Origin of the sequence: Hyphococcus lacteus (genome assembly GCF_041058985.1) — a bacterium.
Lineage (GTDB): Bacteria > Pseudomonadota > Alphaproteobacteria > Caulobacterales > Parvularculaceae > Hyphococcus > Hyphococcus lacteus.
The window spans coordinates 1167660-1186075 of sequence record NZ_JBEHZE010000001.1 but is presented as its reverse complement, the minus strand read 5'-3'; the positions used below and the strand labels follow the sequence as shown (position 1 = coordinate 1186075).

At 50.2% G+C, this 18416-nt stretch carries 14 protein-coding genes; 7 read left to right on the top strand and 7 right to left on the bottom strand.

Annotated features, from left to right (window positions below; all coding sequences use genetic code 11):
- The first annotated feature begins 26 nt into the window (after positions 1-26).
- On the top strand, positions 27-1373 hold the full coding sequence (locus ABFZ84_RS05780; RefSeq protein WP_369312992.1) for a hypothetical protein: 1347 nt from the start codon (positions 27-29) through the stop codon (positions 1371-1373).
- A gap of 106 nt (positions 1374-1479) precedes the next feature.
- On the opposite strand, the gene ABFZ84_RS05775 is transcribed toward ABFZ84_RS05780, so the two are convergent.
- The 4 genes from ABFZ84_RS05775 to ABFZ84_RS05760 all read right to left on the bottom strand — a co-directional run bounded on the left by ABFZ84_RS05775 (position 1480) and on the right by ABFZ84_RS05760 (position 5020).
- Positions 1480-2457 carry a TonB-dependent receptor domain-containing protein gene (locus ABFZ84_RS05775; RefSeq protein WP_369312991.1) on the bottom strand — a complete coding sequence of 326 codons (978 nt, stop codon included), beginning with the start codon at positions 2455-2457 and terminating at the stop codon, positions 1480-1482.
- 12 nt (positions 2458-2469) lie between these two features.
- On the bottom strand, positions 2470-3906 hold the full coding sequence (locus ABFZ84_RS05770; RefSeq protein WP_369312990.1) for a TonB-dependent receptor: 1437 nt from the start codon (positions 3904-3906) through the stop codon (positions 2470-2472).
- 276 nt (positions 3907-4182) lie between these two features.
- On the bottom strand, positions 4183-4611 hold the full coding sequence (locus tag ABFZ84_RS05765) for a thermonuclease family protein (RefSeq protein ID WP_369312989.1): 429 nt from the start codon (positions 4609-4611) through the stop codon (positions 4183-4185).
- 208 nt (positions 4612-4819) lie between these two features.
- On the bottom strand, positions 4820-5020 hold the full coding sequence (locus ABFZ84_RS05760; protein ID WP_369312988.1) for a DUF1674 domain-containing protein: 201 nt from the start codon (positions 5018-5020) through the stop codon (positions 4820-4822).
- A gap of 79 nt (positions 5021-5099) precedes the next feature.
- Between ABFZ84_RS05760 and htpX the strand changes: the two genes are divergently transcribed.
- Positions 5100-6017 (top strand): zinc metalloprotease HtpX, encoded by a 918-nt coding sequence (htpX, locus tag ABFZ84_RS05755; RefSeq protein ID WP_369312987.1) that lies wholly within the window; start codon positions 5100-5102, stop codon positions 6015-6017.
- Here the strand turns inward: htpX and ABFZ84_RS05750 are convergent.
- A complete protein-coding gene (locus ABFZ84_RS05750; RefSeq protein ID WP_369312986.1) occupies positions 6014-7045 on the bottom strand; it encodes a glycosyltransferase family 2 protein in 1032 nt (343 codons plus the stop codon). The two genes, htpX and ABFZ84_RS05750, sit on opposite strands and share 4 nt — an antisense overlap.
- 104 nt (positions 7046-7149) lie before the next feature.
- On the opposite strand from ABFZ84_RS05750, the gene ABFZ84_RS05745 reads away from it, so the two are divergent.
- The 4 genes from ABFZ84_RS05745 to ABFZ84_RS05730 all read left to right on the top strand — a co-directional run bounded on the left by ABFZ84_RS05745 (position 7150) and on the right by ABFZ84_RS05730 (position 12172).
- Positions 7150-8289, top strand: coding sequence for a glycosyltransferase (locus tag ABFZ84_RS05745; RefSeq protein WP_369312985.1), 1140 nt, complete (start codon positions 7150-7152; stop codon positions 8287-8289).
- 40 nt (positions 8290-8329) lie between these two features.
- Entirely contained in the window at positions 8330-9274 is a 945-nt protein-coding gene (locus tag ABFZ84_RS05740; RefSeq protein ID WP_369312984.1) for a hypothetical protein, read from the top strand.
- On the top strand, positions 9223-10176 hold the full coding sequence (locus tag ABFZ84_RS05735) for a lysylphosphatidylglycerol synthase domain-containing protein (protein WP_369312983.1): 954 nt from the start codon (positions 9223-9225) through the stop codon (positions 10174-10176). Before ABFZ84_RS05740 ends, ABFZ84_RS05735 begins: the two co-directional genes overlap by 52 nt.
- Before the next feature lie 73 nt (positions 10177-10249).
- Positions 10250-12172, top strand: a complete 1923-nt coding sequence (locus tag ABFZ84_RS05730; RefSeq protein ID WP_369312981.1) for an ArnT family glycosyltransferase — start codon at positions 10250-10252, stop codon at positions 12170-12172.
- On the opposite strand, the gene ABFZ84_RS05725 is transcribed toward ABFZ84_RS05730, so the two are convergent.
- On the bottom strand, positions 12128-13342 hold the full coding sequence (locus tag ABFZ84_RS05725; protein WP_369312980.1) for a glycosyltransferase family 87 protein: 1215 nt from the start codon (positions 13340-13342) through the stop codon (positions 12128-12130). The genes ABFZ84_RS05730 and ABFZ84_RS05725 overlap by 45 nt on opposite strands.
- A gap of 238 nt (positions 13343-13580) precedes the next feature.
- On the opposite strand from ABFZ84_RS05725, the gene ABFZ84_RS05720 reads away from it, so the two are divergent.
- On the top strand, positions 13581-15602 hold the full coding sequence (locus tag ABFZ84_RS05720; protein ID WP_369312979.1) for an alpha/beta hydrolase family protein: 2022 nt from the start codon (positions 13581-13583) through the stop codon (positions 15600-15602).
- 11 nt (positions 15603-15613) lie between these two features.
- Here the strand turns inward: ABFZ84_RS05720 and polA are convergent, their stop codons facing one another.
- A complete protein-coding gene (gene polA, locus ABFZ84_RS05715) occupies positions 15614-18406 on the bottom strand; it encodes a DNA polymerase I (protein WP_369312978.1) in 2793 nt (930 codons plus the stop codon).
- Between the last annotated feature and the right edge of the window lie 10 nt (positions 18407-18416).

Genomic DNA, 18416 nt, shown 5'->3' with positions numbered 1-18416 from the left:
TAGGGTACTTGATCGGGGGATCACATATGTTCGGCTCTGGAGACGCCACAAGGCTTGCGGCTGGGGTATTGACCGCCGCCCTTTTTGGCGCGGCCATCGCTTGGCCCACCGCCGGAACCCGCGTGGTTGAGCGCGCCGGGGCGATCGCCGCCGATACGCTTTCGCGCGCCGATGGTGGCCCGATGGCCGAGCGGTTATGCGCGATTGGCGAACCCGCATTTTCTGGCCCGTTCGCCAATATCGATGACGTTCTCAGTATCTCTCCGCTTGGTGGTGTAACCGCCCCCGGCGAGGTCCTGCCCGCGCCCTATATCCGTATCAACACACGGTCGGGCGACAAAGCGTTTGAGCGCCGCAGCACCCAGGCCCTCGCGCCGGCCAAAGCCGATATCGTCGCGATTGAGCGGCGCATTTTACGCGACCCATATGGCCGCGCTTTGGGGCCGTCATGGACGGTACATTTCCGGTCGTGCGAAAAGATTTCGTTCTATTATGACCGGCTCGACCAAATTGATGACAGCATTCTCGCGCGGGTTGGCGGCCTTAGGGCGTTCACGGAATTTGGCACGCCGGATCACATGGCGATTAAAACCATTGCGCGCGTAAACACCGGCGACATTATCGGAACCAGCGATGGATTTGATGTTGGCTTGCATGACCTAAGCGCAACACCAGTGGCCCTCGCGCGGCCAGAGCGCTATCGCACCGATGCTTTTGCGCGCGCTGCGGTTTTTGACGCTGCGCCGGACCTGATGGCCGCGATCAATATGGACACATCGCGGGCGCGCTGTGCGATTGATTATCTACCGCGCGACACCAAAGACAGCTGGGCGGAAAAGCTGGGGGATAGCTGGGGCATTCGTCGCGCCAAAGGCGACAACGCTTGCCGCACGGCACTGGTGGACACCCCCGGCACCGCCCAAGGGGCTTGGTTCACGGACGCGGCCCATAACGCCGCGACCACCAAGGTTAGCGCGATCGCGCTTTCGCCCGATGCGATTGACCCGGATCGTTTGATTTTTGCGTTGCACGGAAAATTGGCCTCGCTCACGACAAACTTGCTCTATCCGCCCAAATCTATGGGTAATGATGTGGCCGATAAAACGCCAACTGACTTTTTGTCGTTTTCCAAGGGTGATGGCCGGATCAATATTCCTTTTGCGGAGGTCAATGATACCGCACCCTATTGCTATCAACGAGTTCGTTCAAACTTTATCGGACCACTGATGAATGGCGTGATCGTCTTGCAGCGGCAGGAAAACAAAAACGGTCAAGAGCTATTAAAGATCGAAGCGCGCGGTGACGTTACGTCTTGTATTGACCTTAAAGAGCCATGGTCATTTACCGGTAACGAGACTGTCTTTTACCGATAACAGGTCATCCAACAAAAAAGGGCGGCGCATTTCACGGCACCGCCCTTGACAGGTTTTAGTTTTAATTACGCCTCAAAGGGCGCGGCTTTTAATTGAGCGTTTCCTCTTAAAACTTAACCTGTGCTTGTACCCATAGCGTACGCCCTTGACTAAAGAATGAATAATTACTCTTTGCGCCAAAGGTTGAACCCGCAAGCGGTAGGTCACCGCCATACTGAAGGACCTGTTTATCCGTAAGGTTCTTGGCAAGGAAAGCGAGATCCCAACCACCATTTTCAGGACCGATACCGATACGCATATTTAGCGTCGCATAGGCGTCCTGTACCAATGCCGGATCATAGGTCGATGACGCGTCATATTCGCTCGTATAGAACATATCGGTCACGTATGACAGCTCGTACCCATTAAAGACGGGGTAGTGTAGATCAGCCGTTAATACCCCCTGGAACTCTGAAACGAGCTGGTTTGAATTGCCCGTATAGTCACAAAGTTCAGGAATGCCGTCGCCGGTCAAATCCACGTCTGGCACACGACCAAAATAACACTGACCATTCAGGAAGTCGGTGAATTCAAAGTCCGTATACGCAGCACTACCAGAAAGCGTGAAGAAATCAGTCACGGCCCAGCGGCCATCGACCTCTACGCCAAGGATTTCAGCAGCGGCGGCGTTTCCGACATTAAACCCAAGCACACCGTCAAAGATTGAAATCTGAAGGTCTTGGAACTTGGTATAGAATGCTGCGAAATTTATTTCCGCAGAACTACCGAGGCTCAGCTTACCGCCAATTTCATAGTTGGTTGCCTGCTCATCACCGAACTGGAACGCATCGTTCAATGTCGGTGAAACAAGTTTGTTGTTGGCGCGGAAGTCAAAACCACCACTCTTATAACCGCGTGCCCAACTTGCGTATAAAAGCAGGTCATCGGTCGCATCAAACACAAGCTTAACATCAGGTGAGAAACGGGTCTCTTTCAACGAACCAGCGACTGGAAGCTCACCAAGTGTTGAAAGGAAGAATGCACCCGTTGGCCCGAGACTAGAAAGGTTCGTCGACGTAATGCCAAAGAGGTTTGCATAGACCAATGGTGCACCGAATTACGCCATTGAAAGCGGCTGGAAATCAAGGTCGAGGATGGAGAGCGTCCGTGTCCCGGATTTCTTTTCATAGCTTAACCGGCCACCAAGCTGAAGCTCGATACGGTCCATCGGGCGAAGGTTAACCTGGGCAAACGCCGAATAAATATCACCGTCGGTCGTCGCTTCGCGCGCAGCCTGTGTTGCGGGAACAAGATTACCCGCCCCCGGTGAAACCGCGTTGATCGCGGGCACAAGAACAGAATTCGCCGGGACCGCGATTTGGTCAAAATAATCGTGATCGCTTGTTTGCCAATAAAGACCGGCAACGAAATCATACCGGTCATAAACCGGCGATGTGACCCGAAGCTCAGAACTCCATTGCGTATACTCCTCTTGGAGAAGAGCATCGAACACAACCGCACCGGTGAAATCGCAATCACACAATTCGTTGTATTCAAAATTCTGATAGGCCGTCGTTGAACGGATTTCATATCCACCCGCATCCCATGTCAGCGCAGCGCTATAGGTTGTGGTGTCATTAAAGCTGAAATCGCCATTCGAGCTGCGCTTACCATCAAAGGTCGTGTTCAGCACTGTTGGCGACGCGCCAAATGCACCTGCGAGGATTTGACCATAGGTAAGGCCGTTAAGTGGTCCCGGCGCAACAGAAGGTTTCTCGCCAATCACCTCGATATGGCGACCCGTTACGTCAAACTCGCCGATCTCGGCTTTGAATAGAGCTTGGAAATTTTCCGCCAAATCAATTTCGACCTGACCGCGAATAAGCCAGTCTTCGCGCTGTGGTTCCATCCGGCCAAGCGTTAAATTTTCGACATAGCCATTGGCATCGCGATAACGACCGGAAAGTCTTGCGCGGATACGATCCGTGATCGGACCAGAAACCGCCCCTTCGAGCACGTATTCCTCGTCCATGAATTCATAAGCGCCAGAGAAATAACCCTCGAACTCATCGGTTGGCTTGGCTGTGGTTATATTCAACGCACCGGCGACAGCATTTTTGCCAAACAAAATTGCCTGCGGGCCGCGCAACACTTCGACGCGTTCTAAATCCAGAAATGGTGAACGCGTTTGTTGCGCACGCGGATAATGAACGCCATCAATATAGGTCGCAACGGATTGTTCAAATGCCTGATTAATACCGGAGCCAATACCGCGAATGAAAAGATTGGTTGCAATACCTGTTTCCGTCATGGTGAAGTTTGGCACCAAGAACTGCAAGTCTTCCGCTTTCTGAATACCCGTTTCAGCCAACTTTTCAGCCGGCAAAGCAGTAATAGAAATTGGCGTATCTTGCAGGCCCTTTGCCCGCGACTGGGCGGTAACAACAATTTGGTCAAGCTGCGCCATTGCCGGCGCAACGGCTTGCGCCAGAACTGCACCGCCGATCAAAGATGTGGATACAAGTAGACGCTTTGCGAAATTCGACTTCGCCATGTGGTAACCCTCCCTGTGGACGCCATATTTACGGCGTTTCCGATTAGCCAGATGCTTTTGGTGCACCCATTAGTTTTCTAACACTAACGCAAATTGACCAAGGTCGCACCGCAAAAGGGAGTTTTTTCAAATGTCAGACACGATTGATCCGTAACTGGATCATTTTCGCAACGCTCGGATTTATATGGCAACGCAACAACAAACTTTCGAATGTTTGTTCAAAGACGTTTATACGCTTGCTCAAACATACTCAGTGTAGGCGAAAATTGCGCTGCATTAGCCGGAACACCAATCGCCCTTTTTGCCCGCGAAAGCGAAGCCCGCATCAACCATCGCATTTCCAAGATCGAGCCCCCCAACCTCTATCCGTGCCACAACTCGGCCCGCATATTTTCCGCGCTCTATATCTCTCAAATCAGCTTCACCGTCTGTAAGAAATGTTTCAGCGAACGCTTTTGCCCGCCGCGCAAGCTGCCGTTCTGCGTCGCATTTTGGGCGGAATAATTCTGGTGCATCAATATTCGCGACACGTACCGAGATTAGCACTTCCTGATCCAGCCAAATCGCGACGCGCATTTTGACCGTGTCGCCATCAATGACACGATCGACGGTGCCGCGCGCCGAACCGACAAAGTCAGCCGCCAAAGAGGACGGTATAACCAAGCCAAAACCAAACACAATTATAAGTTGTGTAACCACCTTCATACACCACCTATACAATGTTGCTAATTTGTTCTCAAGCAGTTTAAGTATGAATCTGAACTATTCAATAACGGCACCCCGTATCGGGATCATAGCATCTCGCCCGATTATACCGTTTTTGCTGCGTTGGTTTGGCTTAGTTGATTTGGTTGCGATGGGTTTTGGATAATCACGGAACGTCCGGCGTTCATCATGCCCTCATCCTAACAAATCAGAAATCGACCGCGCGCCCGCCCTTTTCCCAATCGCCATAGCGGGTCGGCTCTTCGCCTTTGCGGCCATTAATCTCCGTTGGAAGCGTCTGCGCCTTCGCCGTCTTTCGCCGTTCTTCAGCCTCAGCAAGCGCACGTTGCGCCGCTGGCGGCAGGTCCTGTCGCGAAGCCGTAGGTTCATTTTCTGTGTCGTCGTTCATATTGAATGCCATCTTTACAAAACACATATAGGTCGCGCCCGCTAATTTATCCAGCCATAGGAAAAAGGACCTGCCATCAATGAATACGTTTCGGACCGGCATGCTGCTTGCGGCGCTCACCGCGCTCTTTATGGGGCTTGGCTATATGCTCGGTGGCGGCATCGGGGTTGTGATCGCATTTCTCTTTGCGGCGGGGACCAATCTGTTTGCCTACTGGAATTCGGATAAAATGGTTCTCAAGATGTATCGCGCCCAAGAGGTCGATGAGAATCACGGCTCTGGCGCGGTTCGCCGTTACGCCACAATGGTCCGCCAACTGGCCATGAACGCCGAAATCCCCCAGCCCAAAGTCTACATCATTGAAAACCCGCAGCCGAACGCCTTTGCCACGGGACGCAACCCGCAAAACGCCGCTGTCGCCGCGACGACCGGGTTATTGCGGATTTTGAACGAGCGCGAATTAGCAGGCGTCATGGCGCACGAACTGGCGCATGTTAAGAACCGCGACACCCTAACGATGACGGTGACCGCTACGATCGCCGGTGCCATTACCATGCTCGCCAATTTTGCATTATTTTTTGGCGGCAATCGCAACAATGCTGGCGGTATCATCGGGGCAATCGCCATTATGATCTTTGCACCGATGGCTGCGGCGCTTGTTCAAATGGCAATCAGTCGCGGACGCGAATACGAAGCGGATCGTATTGGCGCAGAGATTTGTGGACACCCCGAATGGCTGGCATCTGCATTGGCAAAAATATCTGCCGGGGCTGCACAAATTCCGAACGACACCGCAGAACGACATCCGGAAACCGGACAATTGATGATCATTAATCCGTTGACGACTGGCGGACGAGACAAGCTGTTCTCGACCCATCCCGATACGCAAAACCGCATTGATGCATTGATGGCGATGACCAGCGGGTATGACCGCGTCAAACTCGACCCTGACGGGCCGTCACCATTTGAAACAACCCGCAAAGGACCGTGGGGCTAACCGCCAACGCGGGATTTAAGGGCACTTAATTCATCGCGAATTTTTTGCGCAGGAAACCGTCTTCTGGCCGTCGATTTATCTGCGTCAATCGCATATTCGATTTTTCGGACTCGCTCTAACGTCAGCTCTAAAAGCTGGCGATTATACGCCACAAGATCGGCGACAAGTGCAAACATCGAAGAGATTGCACCCATTAACATCAAGACACCGCCGATGATCAACGACTGAATCATACCAGCCCCATCACCGCTAAGATAATGGATTAAAAACCGCACAACGGGGATGGCACCCGCGAGCATCAAAACAATGCCAAGCCCCGCAAAAATCCGAAGCGGCTCAAACATCGCATAGGCGCGCAACATCGTCCGCCCTGTACGCACAAGAAAATGCGGTATAGACCGAAACAGTCTTGATGGACGCTCAACCTTATTTGTCCGTACAGGTACTGATGCGATGCGCATACGCCGCCGTCCGGCCTGTATCAATGTCTCTGTTGTATATGAAAAGCTTGACCGTACTGTAAGGCCAAGCGCCGCTTCACGTGAGATCGCCCGAAAACCGCTAACCGCATCGGCGATTTCCGCATTCGCAAGATTACTAACGAATTGGCTGCCTACACGCTGAAGGTGTTTCTTCACAGGCGAGAAATGGGCGATGGCTTCGGTCTGTCGGTCGCCAACAACAATGTCAGCACGGTTTTCAAGAATTGGCTTAACTAACGCGGCCACATCAGTCCCATTATACTGATTATCGCCATCAGTATTAACGATGATATCCGCCCCCAAGCGCAACGAGGCATCAATGCCGCGTGCAAAGCTTTGAGCCAGTCCGCGATTAACACCATTCGAGATCACGTGGGTCGCGCCCGCAGCCTTCGCCACTGCAACGGTTTCATCCGTAGAGCCATCATCTATGATCAAGATATCAATTTGATCGACACCGTCGATGGTCTGCGGCAGGTCCGCAATCGTCTGCGCGATGGTCTCTGCCTCATTGAGGCAAGGGATTTGAATAATTAATCGTGTCATGGCGGCGACCATGACCGAAAATACTTAAGGATTTACGGCGTTTCAAAACGAAATCGGCGAAATTCTTAACGGCACATAAACCATGCCCATTGCACAAATACGCCATGAAAATTGCGGTGATTGGCCCTGTTCCACCCTTCCGCAGCGGCATCGCCAGACACACGGCGGCGCTGGCCGACGCCCTGCGCGCCCATGGCGACGTAAAAGTCTATTCATTTGCGCGGCAATACCCGAAATTTCTATTCCCCGGTGAAAGCGACAAAGACACAAGCGCGCCAACATCCGATGCCGATTACTGCATCGACACGGTGAACCCGTTCAGCTGGCACAAAGCCGTCAAAACGATCATGGGCGATGCGCCGGATATCGCGATTGTCCCCGCATGGACTTTCTTTGTCGCGCCCTGCCTCAGCCTAATTGCGGCTGCGCTGCGTCGTCGCGGCGTTCGCATAGTTTCAGTCGTTCACAATGCGGCTGATCATGAAGGCGCCCCATGGAAAACATGGCTATTGCAACAACAAATTGCGCAAGCAAGTGGAATTATCACCCACACAGACACCCTCGCGAATGCATGCCGAAAGCTTAATCGCGCAGCTAAGATCGCTGTCTCGCCGCACCCATTGTTCACTTACCCGCCAGCCTCAGGTACATTAAAGCGCCGCGCGAGTTTAGAGCTTTTGATGTTCGGCTTAGTGCGGCCCTATAAAGGCGCAGACATTCTCGTTGACGCTTTAGCGCGGTGTAAGAATGTTGACCTGCATCTCTCAATCGTTGGTGAATTTTGGTCCGGCGAGCGTGAATTGCGCGCCTTGATTAAATCGCACCACCTAGAAGATCGTATCGAAATCATTCCGCGCTATGTGGCCGATGATGAGGCCGCAGAATATTTTGATCGCGCTGACATTGTGGTTCTTCCTTACCATAATGTCACCGGGTCCGGCGTGGTGCCCGTGGCGTTCCATTACCGGAAAGCCGTTTTGGCCTCAGACCTAGAGGGGTTCCGCGACCTCGTGCGCGAAAACATCACCGGATGGCGCGTAGCGCCGGGCGACCCCGACGCACTCGCCAATGCAATCAAAGCACGCTCGGCCAATAATGATGCCCATAGCCTGACGGACGGAATTGATGCGGCTTGCGAAACACTTTCATGGCCCACATTCGCACGCCGTGTCGTCGGCGCGGCTGCAGCAATGTCATTCTCGAATACAAAATCTGAATTTTTCAACATTAATCAAGCCACTTAATTGACCTCTAGATCTTCCTTTTTAAAGGACAAAATAATTCATGACCAAAAACTTCGTTTTCATTGTTTCCGGCGGGCGAACTGGCACCAACTTCTTTGGCACAACGTTGGGACAGGTCATAACAGATTGCTTTTCTGTTCATGAACCTGATGCACTCGTCGATCCACGAAAGTTCGGTTGGAAGAAGACAATAAGTCAGTTTCAAACCTTTGGTGTACGACACATGATCATAGACCGGGTTTTAAAAAAATCAGGTATCCGAAATTTGGCCCAGCAGTTTTTGAACGGCGATTATAATGACGATAATTCCATCCTAATACAAAATATTAGAGCCCACCGAGAAAAATATCATGCCTCGATATCTGAAAGCCTTATCGTTGAAAGTTATTTCCAATGGTTCGGCCTGCTACCAGTATTAAGAAGTGTGTATCCGCAAGCGAAGGTTGTCGGTGTAATCCGCGATCCGCGAACTTGGGTTCAATCGCGGATCAACTATCGTGGGCAACATGATAAAAGTGACTGGATAAAACTACTTGGCCAATCCAGGCTAACGCCAGCGATGGTGAACGATCACGAATACGCGAACGAATGGAACTCGATGACTGTGTTCCAAAAGTTATGTTGGGATTGGAAAATTACTTACGAACTCATCGAGAGTTTTGCGAAGGCAGATCCTTTGTGCAGCCTCTATAAATTCGAAGATTTGTTTGAATCTGGCTCCACAAAAGAACGGCTAGATCTGTTTAAATTTATAACTGAGCATGGACATAAAACTTATAAATATGACCTCGAAGCAGACGTGTTTTCTACCCGCCACAATACCAGCAAAGGTAACAGCAATATTTGGCAAAATTGGAGCGACGAGGATATTGCATTCTTGAAAAATTTATGTGGACCAATTATGGAAAAACATGGCTACGGACTTGAACCACAATGGATCGAACGCTCCAATCAAAGCAGCTCTCCAATGCAAATTGCGGTTTAGAAATGAAGACTTCTGTAACGATAAATTCGTTGCTCAACAATCCGCTTTTCTTACGGATACTACTGAATAAATCTGCGCTAAAAAATATAGTTTTTAGCATTGCCGCAATCATATTCATTGGCGGCATTATTTATTCATGGGAAAATCTTAACTTATCCGCAAACAAATTAAATGTTCTTCCAGTAGTTATTTTAATTACATTTGCAATCCCAGTTAGTATATTTTTAAACAGCTGTGAAACCTGGTTGACCGCTAGGCTGGCGAACAAAAGGTTTGGATTTTTAGAATCCCTCCGACTTACAATCATCGCAATAGCTTCAAATTCTTTGCCTATACCAGGCGCTACCATCGTCCGTTTATCCAGCCTAAAAAAGAGCGGAGCCAGCACCACAACGAGCATAATGATTACTCTCACGCTTATTGCCATTTGGGCTGGTGTTTCTTTTTTGTTTTCCGGAATATATTTATTGCAAATCATATCCTGGCTGGGGGGGGCATCATTAGCTGTCGGAACCACCCTACTCCTAGGAGGAGTTATTGGTCTTCACCGTACCAATAAAAACTGGCCACTCATCATTTACAGTATTGCATTAAAAATATTTCTCACGGCCACCATCATTCTTCGTATGGGGCTTTGTCTGTACGCCGTGGGGATTGAAGCCTCCATTGCACAATTATCTATTTTCGCTATCGGTGGATTATTAGGATCCGCCAGCTCAATCGTTCCTGCCGGTCTCGGGTTACGAGAATTAGCTTCTGCGGTGCTAGCACCAATCTCGGGTATTGCGGCAAGCGCAGCGTTCGTTGCAACAGCTCTAAATAGGGTCATTTCCTTGTTGCTATCCTTGCTTATCTACAGCGTAATTCATTTCTGCAGACAACAAAATGAACAAACATATTAACGTCTTTACGCCTCGTTAACCACACCTTCAGGGATCGCGGGTATGCCTGATATCTGCGCATTTGGGGCAAAGCATGAAAACAATCGACACAAGGAATTCGATTTTTCTTGGACTATTCGTGGTCTTCGCGCTTTTCGTTGTGATCGCCCCGACGACGCCGTTTACCATTGACGATACCATCTACATAGCCATGGCCGAGGCTATGGCCGAGCGCGGAAGCCTGTATTCGAATGACCCGCTGGCCATTTTGAACGCGCCAGCAATGCTCGAATCCTCGGATCTCATTCACCGCATAGATGGCAATGCGGTACCGCAATACCCAGGTGGATACGCATTATTAGCCGCGCCATTCTTTATGCTCTTTGGCGTAAAAGGCCTTATCTTGATGAATGCGTTATCTGGCGCGGCTTCGTTATGGCTCACCCATCTTATTGCTATACGGCTATACAACGATCGTACGGTTGCGCGAAATGCGGTTCTAATCCTTGGGTTCGCAACGTTTTTTTCCGGTTATGTGTTTTCAATCTGGCCACACGTCACATCTCTCGCGCTTACGCTTGGCGGGAGTTATTTGACGCTAAAAATTATAGGCGAACGCCATCGGATTTGGTTTGCGCTCGCGGCGGGTCTGCTTTTTGGTGCCAGTGTAAACATTCGTATCGACGGAATTATACCCGCGATAGCAGCATTCTTTTGGCTACGGCTTTTTGCACGTCCGAGTGATCGGTTAAGCGCAATCGCACTATTGGCAGGGTTAGCACCGGGGTTGCTCCTCGCGGCCCTCATGAATTTTGAAAAGTTCGGCGTGTTTCAGCCATTCTTTTATGGCCAAACAAGCGGGCTAGCGGCGGCAAGCCGATATATTCCCATCGCGATAGCGGGAACTATCGCGCTTATGGGCGCGCTGGCGATTGATGTCTCGCATCAACGGATGAAGAGGTTGCTGAACCTTCGGTCAACCACATTAGCATTAGGCGTAGCGGGCATTTTTCTTGTTGGGTTTATTGTCGCCGACGCATTTATTTTGGGTCTGGCCCACGGCACTTATAATCTCGTTGTCGACATGCAGGCGTTTGACCCGAGTAAAATTCGGCCCGGCATCATCAAAGATGAATTTGGCTATTGGTCATTTTGGGGGATTCCGAAAAAGGCACTATTACAGAGCCTACCCTTTGCGACGCTATTGACCTTGCCGATTATTGACTTCTTCCGTGGAAAGAATGTTTCAGCGAACGGTTTTTCATTACTTATGATCGCTGGCGTTATCGCATTTTTTTCCATGAATGCATGGCATGGCGGCATGACCTTTAATATGCGCTATTTCATTCCTGCACTTCCGTTCATTGCAATTCTCTCCGCAACGTCATTAAGCGCGCTGTTGGCGACAATCGAAAAACCCGGGGATACGTTGTTGAGAAGCGTCATCGCAGGAGCCACTAGCGCAATGGTGTTTTATTTTGTGGTGCCAGCCTTCTCTGTCGCATGGGCAACGCCTGCTCAGCTCTATCCGCAGCTGATATTATCGCTTTTACTCGCCATCGGGCTTATCGTTTTTCAGCTAAAAAAGACGTCTTCGTTCCTGCCACTCATTCTTGCCGGAATGTCTTTTGGGTATGCCGGGATATTAAGTGCGGCGGACACCGCAGGCGAATTGGGCTTGCGCTATGTCAAAGCCCCGTATGACAAAGCCTATGCTGGCGCTATCCCACCCGGTTCTTTGGTGGTAACCGTTGCCGAAGACCATTTGATACATGCAAGTTTAAACGGTGTTGTATTGGCCCGCGCACAGGAAAAAGAGCGGGAGGTCATTCGCGAAGCTATGAAAATTTACGAGGCCGAAGGTCGATGTGTTTATATCCATACGCCCGCCGCAATGACCATTATCAATGACCCGCGTTTTATCACCCTGACCGTACCTGGTGTCCCAACCCATCAAGGGAATATTCTTGATTTATATGGCTTGCCGGGACAACGGGCGACCTGTGATCCTCAATAAATTACAGGCGATTGCGCCCGTCGCGCCGAACAATATCAACCAGATGACCGGGACCAATATGGCGCTCCCCCCAACATAAGGCGACAACGGAACAAACCACACCGCAACCAACAATGCTTGTGTCCATAATGACAAGTTTTGGCGTTCCGCAAAAAACAACAACACCGCAAAAGCAACAAAAACCCAATCATAGACCCAAAAATAAGGTGCGGTGACCGCCGTAAGGATCATCGCCAAAGCCGCGAGCATTCGTATAGAGACGCCGGCGCGCTGAGCCCAAACGATAAGCCCGCCGCCAATCCCTACGCTAAACAAGGTTGTCAATGTGGTCGAAACGTTCATCCATCCGAGAATACGGAAAGTGTCTGCAAGCGTTATCCGCCCTGCATGACCGGACGAAACGATAAAATCCGTATGGGTTGCTGTTAGCGATCCGAAAAAGGCTGACCACGAAACCATTCCAAACGCAGCGACCGACATCATCGCAAGTACGATTGCGCATACAGACGCCGACATCATCGCTCGCCACGAGCCGGTACAAAGCAAAAAAATCGGGACGAGCAACCCGAATTGTGGCTTTAACGTCAGAAGACCGAAACAAATACCAGCAAGAATTGGCCGAGCTTTCGCATTTAGAAAACCCGCTAACGCGAGGCACGCAAAAAACACACTGAGCTGCCCCGTGAACAACACGGTAAAAGCAGCCGGTGAAATCATTGCCGCCAATGTTAAATAAGCATTGCGATTTGAAATCCGGTAGGCAGCTATCGCCAACAACACACAGCTCGCAATGACCCAAACTGTTTTGGCAGCGCCATAAGTAACCAACCCAAACGGAAACAAGACCAACAACATCGTGGGCGGGTATAGCCACAACATGCCCCTGTCTTCACGAAACAGACTCGCAAATGTCTCCGCATCATAAAGCCCAGGCACGCTCACGGTGCCGCTCTCGGCTGCGACCTTCGCCGCAGCATGAAAAGCAAAAAAGTCCTGTACCGGCGCTATATCCCGAGTGGCAGCGATCCCGGCGATGGTTCCAATATTGACCACAAAGAAGACCGCCGTGATCAAACTGATGATCATGCCGCGACGCAGCAATCCGCCCGTCAACAGGGCAAAATCTCGACGAAGACGGTCCATACCGAAAATTGCGAATACTGAAGTCATAGCCGGAATTTTACATTCAAGATCGCTAACCGACGTTTAACCATAGGGAAAACAGGGGCGCAAAACGCTGAGTCGAGGTCGCTTCTTAGCTTTTCTGTAAATTCAAATTACAGGTTTCTGACAAAATTCCTCTGCGCTCGGCCAATCTATACTCATATATATTGAGTTTTATACTTGCCTCTGAACTCGCCCGAGATATGGTCTATCCAATAATAGGGGCATTAGTGGGGGCTTTTCCATGCGTACGATCCGGGCGTGCTTGGTTTTAGCGGCAATTTTTTGCGCACTAGGTTTGTTTTTACTTAGCGGTGCGTGGGCACAAAACGCGAGACCCGAAATCGCGAACTACACCCACCAACCTTACGCAACCCCCGCTTCGCTTTCGCCGGATGGTGATGTCATTGCCTATGTGCAATATCCCGATGATCCCGATAGCGGCAACCTAGCATTTTATTCGATCACTCGTGGGCTGCTGAGCCGTATCCCCATGGGAAAGGCCAAGGTTCGGGATCTAAGATGGGTTGCCGATGACCGAGTGATTTTGACTATCACCACAACCGCCGAATATGGGCGCAGCGACGAAGCCGTTGAGTTTTCACGGATCATGTCCATCGATGTTAACGCGACAGAACCGGTCTGGTTGTTCAGCAAAGAAAAGAAATTTAACGCAGTTATTTCTGCACCGCGCTTCGTACACCCCCTACCTGATGACGCCGACAATGTTTTGATGGCGCAGTGGGACCCATATGCGACCGGCTCTAACCTCGGAACTTCCGTAAAGGGCACGGCCTTTGGCGATGAGTGGCACCTAAACCTATATCGCGTAAATATTCGAACTGGTCGTGTAGCAACAATCGAAAAAGGCAATCGATACACAATCAGATGGCATGCCGGTCCGAACGGTCAAACACTCGCACGGATCGATTATAAAGATGCTGACGATGAAGAAGAGGTTCACTATCTTGCCCCCGGTGAAAATCGCTTTTCACTGCTCGATACATATGAACGCACAGATACATACATGGGCGATTACTCAATTATTGGGTTCGGGGAAACCGCGACTAAGGGCTATGCGGTTTCAGTTGGCGACAACAACCTTACAAAAGTTCATAATTACGACTTCCAGACCGGTAGTTTGGGCGAAATCATTTGGTCAAATCCAGATTACGAATATGGCGGTAACCTTCGTGATGAATATTCGCATCAAATTCTCGCGATTGGCCATACTGATGACTTTTACCAACAAACCTTCTTGGACACCCGTCTTGGTGCAATTCACAAGGCACTGAAAGGCGCTCTTTCTGCCTACCAAGCAGTCAGCATCGAATCCACGTCTAGAGATCACACGAAGATTTTATTGCGTGTTACCGCTACTGGCAGCCCCAGCAAAGTTTTTCATTTTGATAAGGCGACTGGTCAGCTTACTGAAGTAATGAGCGATTATCCGCACATCAATCCCGGTCAACTGGGTGCCGTTGAACGCTACGACTACGTGACCTCAGATAATCTAAAAATACCCGGTTATCTACATAAACCAGCCGGTAAGCCGAGCGTGGGGCTACCGCTGATAGTGCTACCTCATGGCGGACCGTCATCGCGGGATGACATGCATTTTGATTGGGAAGCTCAATATTACGCAGCGATGGGATACGCGGTCTATCAACCAAATTTCCGGGGCTCGGATGGTTATGGCGCGGCCTTTGAAAATGACGGCCACGGCGAATGGGGCGGAAAGATGCAAGACGACGTCACCGAGGGCGTTCGCAAGTTGATCGCAGATGGTATCGCAGATCCTGATCGTATTTGTATTGTTGGGGGTAGCTATGGCGGCTATGCGGCATTGGCGGGTGGTGCGATGACTCCAGACCTATACAAATGCGTGATCTCTTACGCCGGTATCTCTGGCCTGAACGAGTTTTTTGCGTGGCAAGATAACCGTGTCGGGCGCACTTCCGAAACCGCACAATATTGGCGCCTCTCTATCGGCAATCCACATCAAAACCGCGAGAAATTGCGGCAACGATCACCAGTCAATCTCGCGGAAAACTTTGCCGCTCCTGTTTTATTGATCCATGGCCGCGATGACACGGTCGTCCATATTGACCAAAGCCGCGCGATGGAAACAGCGCTCAACCGTGCAGGCAATCCGGTAACATTCGTTGAGCTTGACGGCGAGGATCATTGGTTGAGTACGTCATCAACCCGCACACAATATCTGACCGAAACATCAAAGTTTCTCGAAATTCATTTAGGTCGCTAGAGGACGAGGCGTTAATGCGCCTCGCCCCAGTTGCTACCCGGACGCGCATCAACGACAAGCGGCACACTTAGCGTGATCGCTGGCTGCGGTGCGCCAATCATGATTTTTGAAACAACGTCACAAACTTTCTCTGCTTCGTTTTTGGGGCATTCAAAAATCAATTCGTCATGAACCTGCAATAGCATTTTTGCACTCAGCCCGGCATCAAGTAATGCCTGTGGCATACGGATCATTGCCCGGCGAATAACATCCGCTGCCGCGCCTTGGATCGGCGCATTAATCGCCTGTCGTTCGGAATAACCACGCATGGCCGGATTTTTTTCATTAATGCCGCCCACATAGGTGCGCCGCCCGAAAATCGTTTCCACATAGCCATGATCTTTTGCAAACGCGATTGTCTCATCCATGTAATGACGAATGCCGGGGAATTTCTTAAAATACGCGTCGATGTAATCCTTTGCTTCACTGCGGCTAATGCCCAACTGATTGGCCAAACCAAACGCAGAAATCCCATAGATGATCCCGAAATTAATCGCCTTGGCGCGCCGACGCACCATCGGATCCATCCCTTCGACGGGTTCACCAAACATTTCAGACGCCGTCATTGCGTGAATATCAACGCCATCCGAAAATGCCTGTTTCATCGATTTGAGATCAGCAATATGCGCCAATAACCGCAATTCAATCTGGCTATAATCAGCCGCGACCAAAACATTGCCTTTTTCATGAACAAACGCTGTTCGAATTTTCCGGCCATCTTCCGTTCTGATCGGAATGTTTTGTAAGTTCGGATCGTTTGACGAAAGGCGCCCGGTCGTGGTCGATGCCAGCGAATAGGATGTATGTATCCGCCCCGTCTCTGGGTGGATATCTTCTGGCAAAGCATCTGTATAGGTACTTTTTAACTTGGAAAGGCTACGCCAATCAAGAATAACTCGCGGTAAGTCATGACCCGCCGCCGCTAATTCCTCAAGTACGTCAGCGTTGGTCGACCACGCGCCTTTCGCCGTTTTCCGCCCACCGAGCAAACCAAGTTTTTCAAACAGAATTTCAGAGATTTGCTTTGGCGATCCAAGCTTGAACTCTTCACCAGCCAACTGATACGCCTCAGCCTCAGACGCCGCCATTCTCTGTGTGAAGTCGGCAGATAGCTCAGCCAACACTGATTTATCGACTTTTACGCCCTCGCGCTCCATCGCAACGATGATCGCCGCGAGCGGACGCTCCAATGTTTCGTAAACGGTTGTTTTCCCCTCAGCGGCAAGGCGTGGTTTTAACGCTTGGTACAACCGCAAAGTAATATCAGCATCCTCGGCGGCGTATTTCGCGGCTTCTTTAATTTGGATCTGATCAAAGGTTTTTGCTTTCTTGCCGGTGCCCGCGATGTCAGAAAACTTGATCGTATCATAATCAAGATGACGCTTTGCTAGTTCATCCATACCGTGACCGCCGCGACCGCAATCAAGCGAATAAGAAATCAACATCGTATCATCGAAGGGGCCAATATTTACGTCGTAACGTGATAATACTAACGCATCATATTTCATGTTTTGCCCGACCTTCAGAACTGCCGGGTCCTCTAGCATCGGCTTCAACAATTCGAGTGCCCGCGCGATGGGTATTTGTTTGCTAGCCTCCTCATCATCGAGAGCTAACCCGTCGCCACCATGCTGCAAAGGTAGATAACACCCCCGCCCCGGCGCAACGGACATTGATACACCAACCAAATTCGCCCGCATGGCATTTAGGCTATCGGTTTCCGTATCGACAGCAATAACACCACGCTCATAGGCAGCATCAATCCAAGTTTGTAATGCTGCCTCTTCGAAAATGGTTTCATATTCTGGGGTCTCGGCACCGCCGGTCATGGTGCTCCCTTCAGCAACAACACTACGGTCATCACCAAAGTCACGCTTTATGCGTTCAATCAGTTGATTAAACTCCATCTCTTCGAGAAATGGCATCAATAGATCAAGATCAATAGATCGGATCGCCAGAGAATCCACATCGTCCTCAAGCGGAACATCTATGCATAGCTCTACCAATTTTTTAGATATTCGCGCTTGCTCCGCAAATTCGATCAAATTTTCGCGGCGCTTGTTTTGTTTAATCTCTGACGCACGGTCAAGTAACGTCTCTAGATCACCATATTCCTCAATTAATTGCGCTGCTGTTTTAATGCCAATACCCGGTACGCCAGGAACATTATCTGATGAATCCCCAGCCAACGCCTGAATATCGGTCACGTTTTCTGGCGGTAGTCCAAACTTTTCGATTACTTCTTCACGACCAATTTTTTTGTTCTTCATCGGATCGAACATAGAAATTTTATCGCTGACTAATTGCATCAAATCTTTATCCGAAGAAATGATGACCACCTCATCACCATTGGCTTCAGCGGTTCTGGCATAAGTCGCAATAATGTCGTCGGCCTCAAATCCTGGCGTTTCAATACATGGCACGTTAAATGCGCGGGTGGCGTCGCGCACCAATGGAAATTGCGGGATCAAATCTTCCGGTGCATCAGGGCGATTTCCCTTATAGTCTTCATAGATATCATTTCGAAAAGTCTTTCCTGAATGATCAAAAATAACCGCAAGATGCGTCGGGTCATGCTCGTCCTGCATATCCGTGAGCAATTTGTTGAGCATGTTGGAAAAACCGAGCACCGCACCAACTGGCAATCCGTCTGATTTTCGGGTCAATCCTTGGCGGCTGCGCGCCATGGCAAAATATGCCCGAAACAGATATCCCGAACCATCAACGAGATAGAGGCGCTTTGCGGTTTTGGTTTTTGTGGCCATGTGTCGTAGC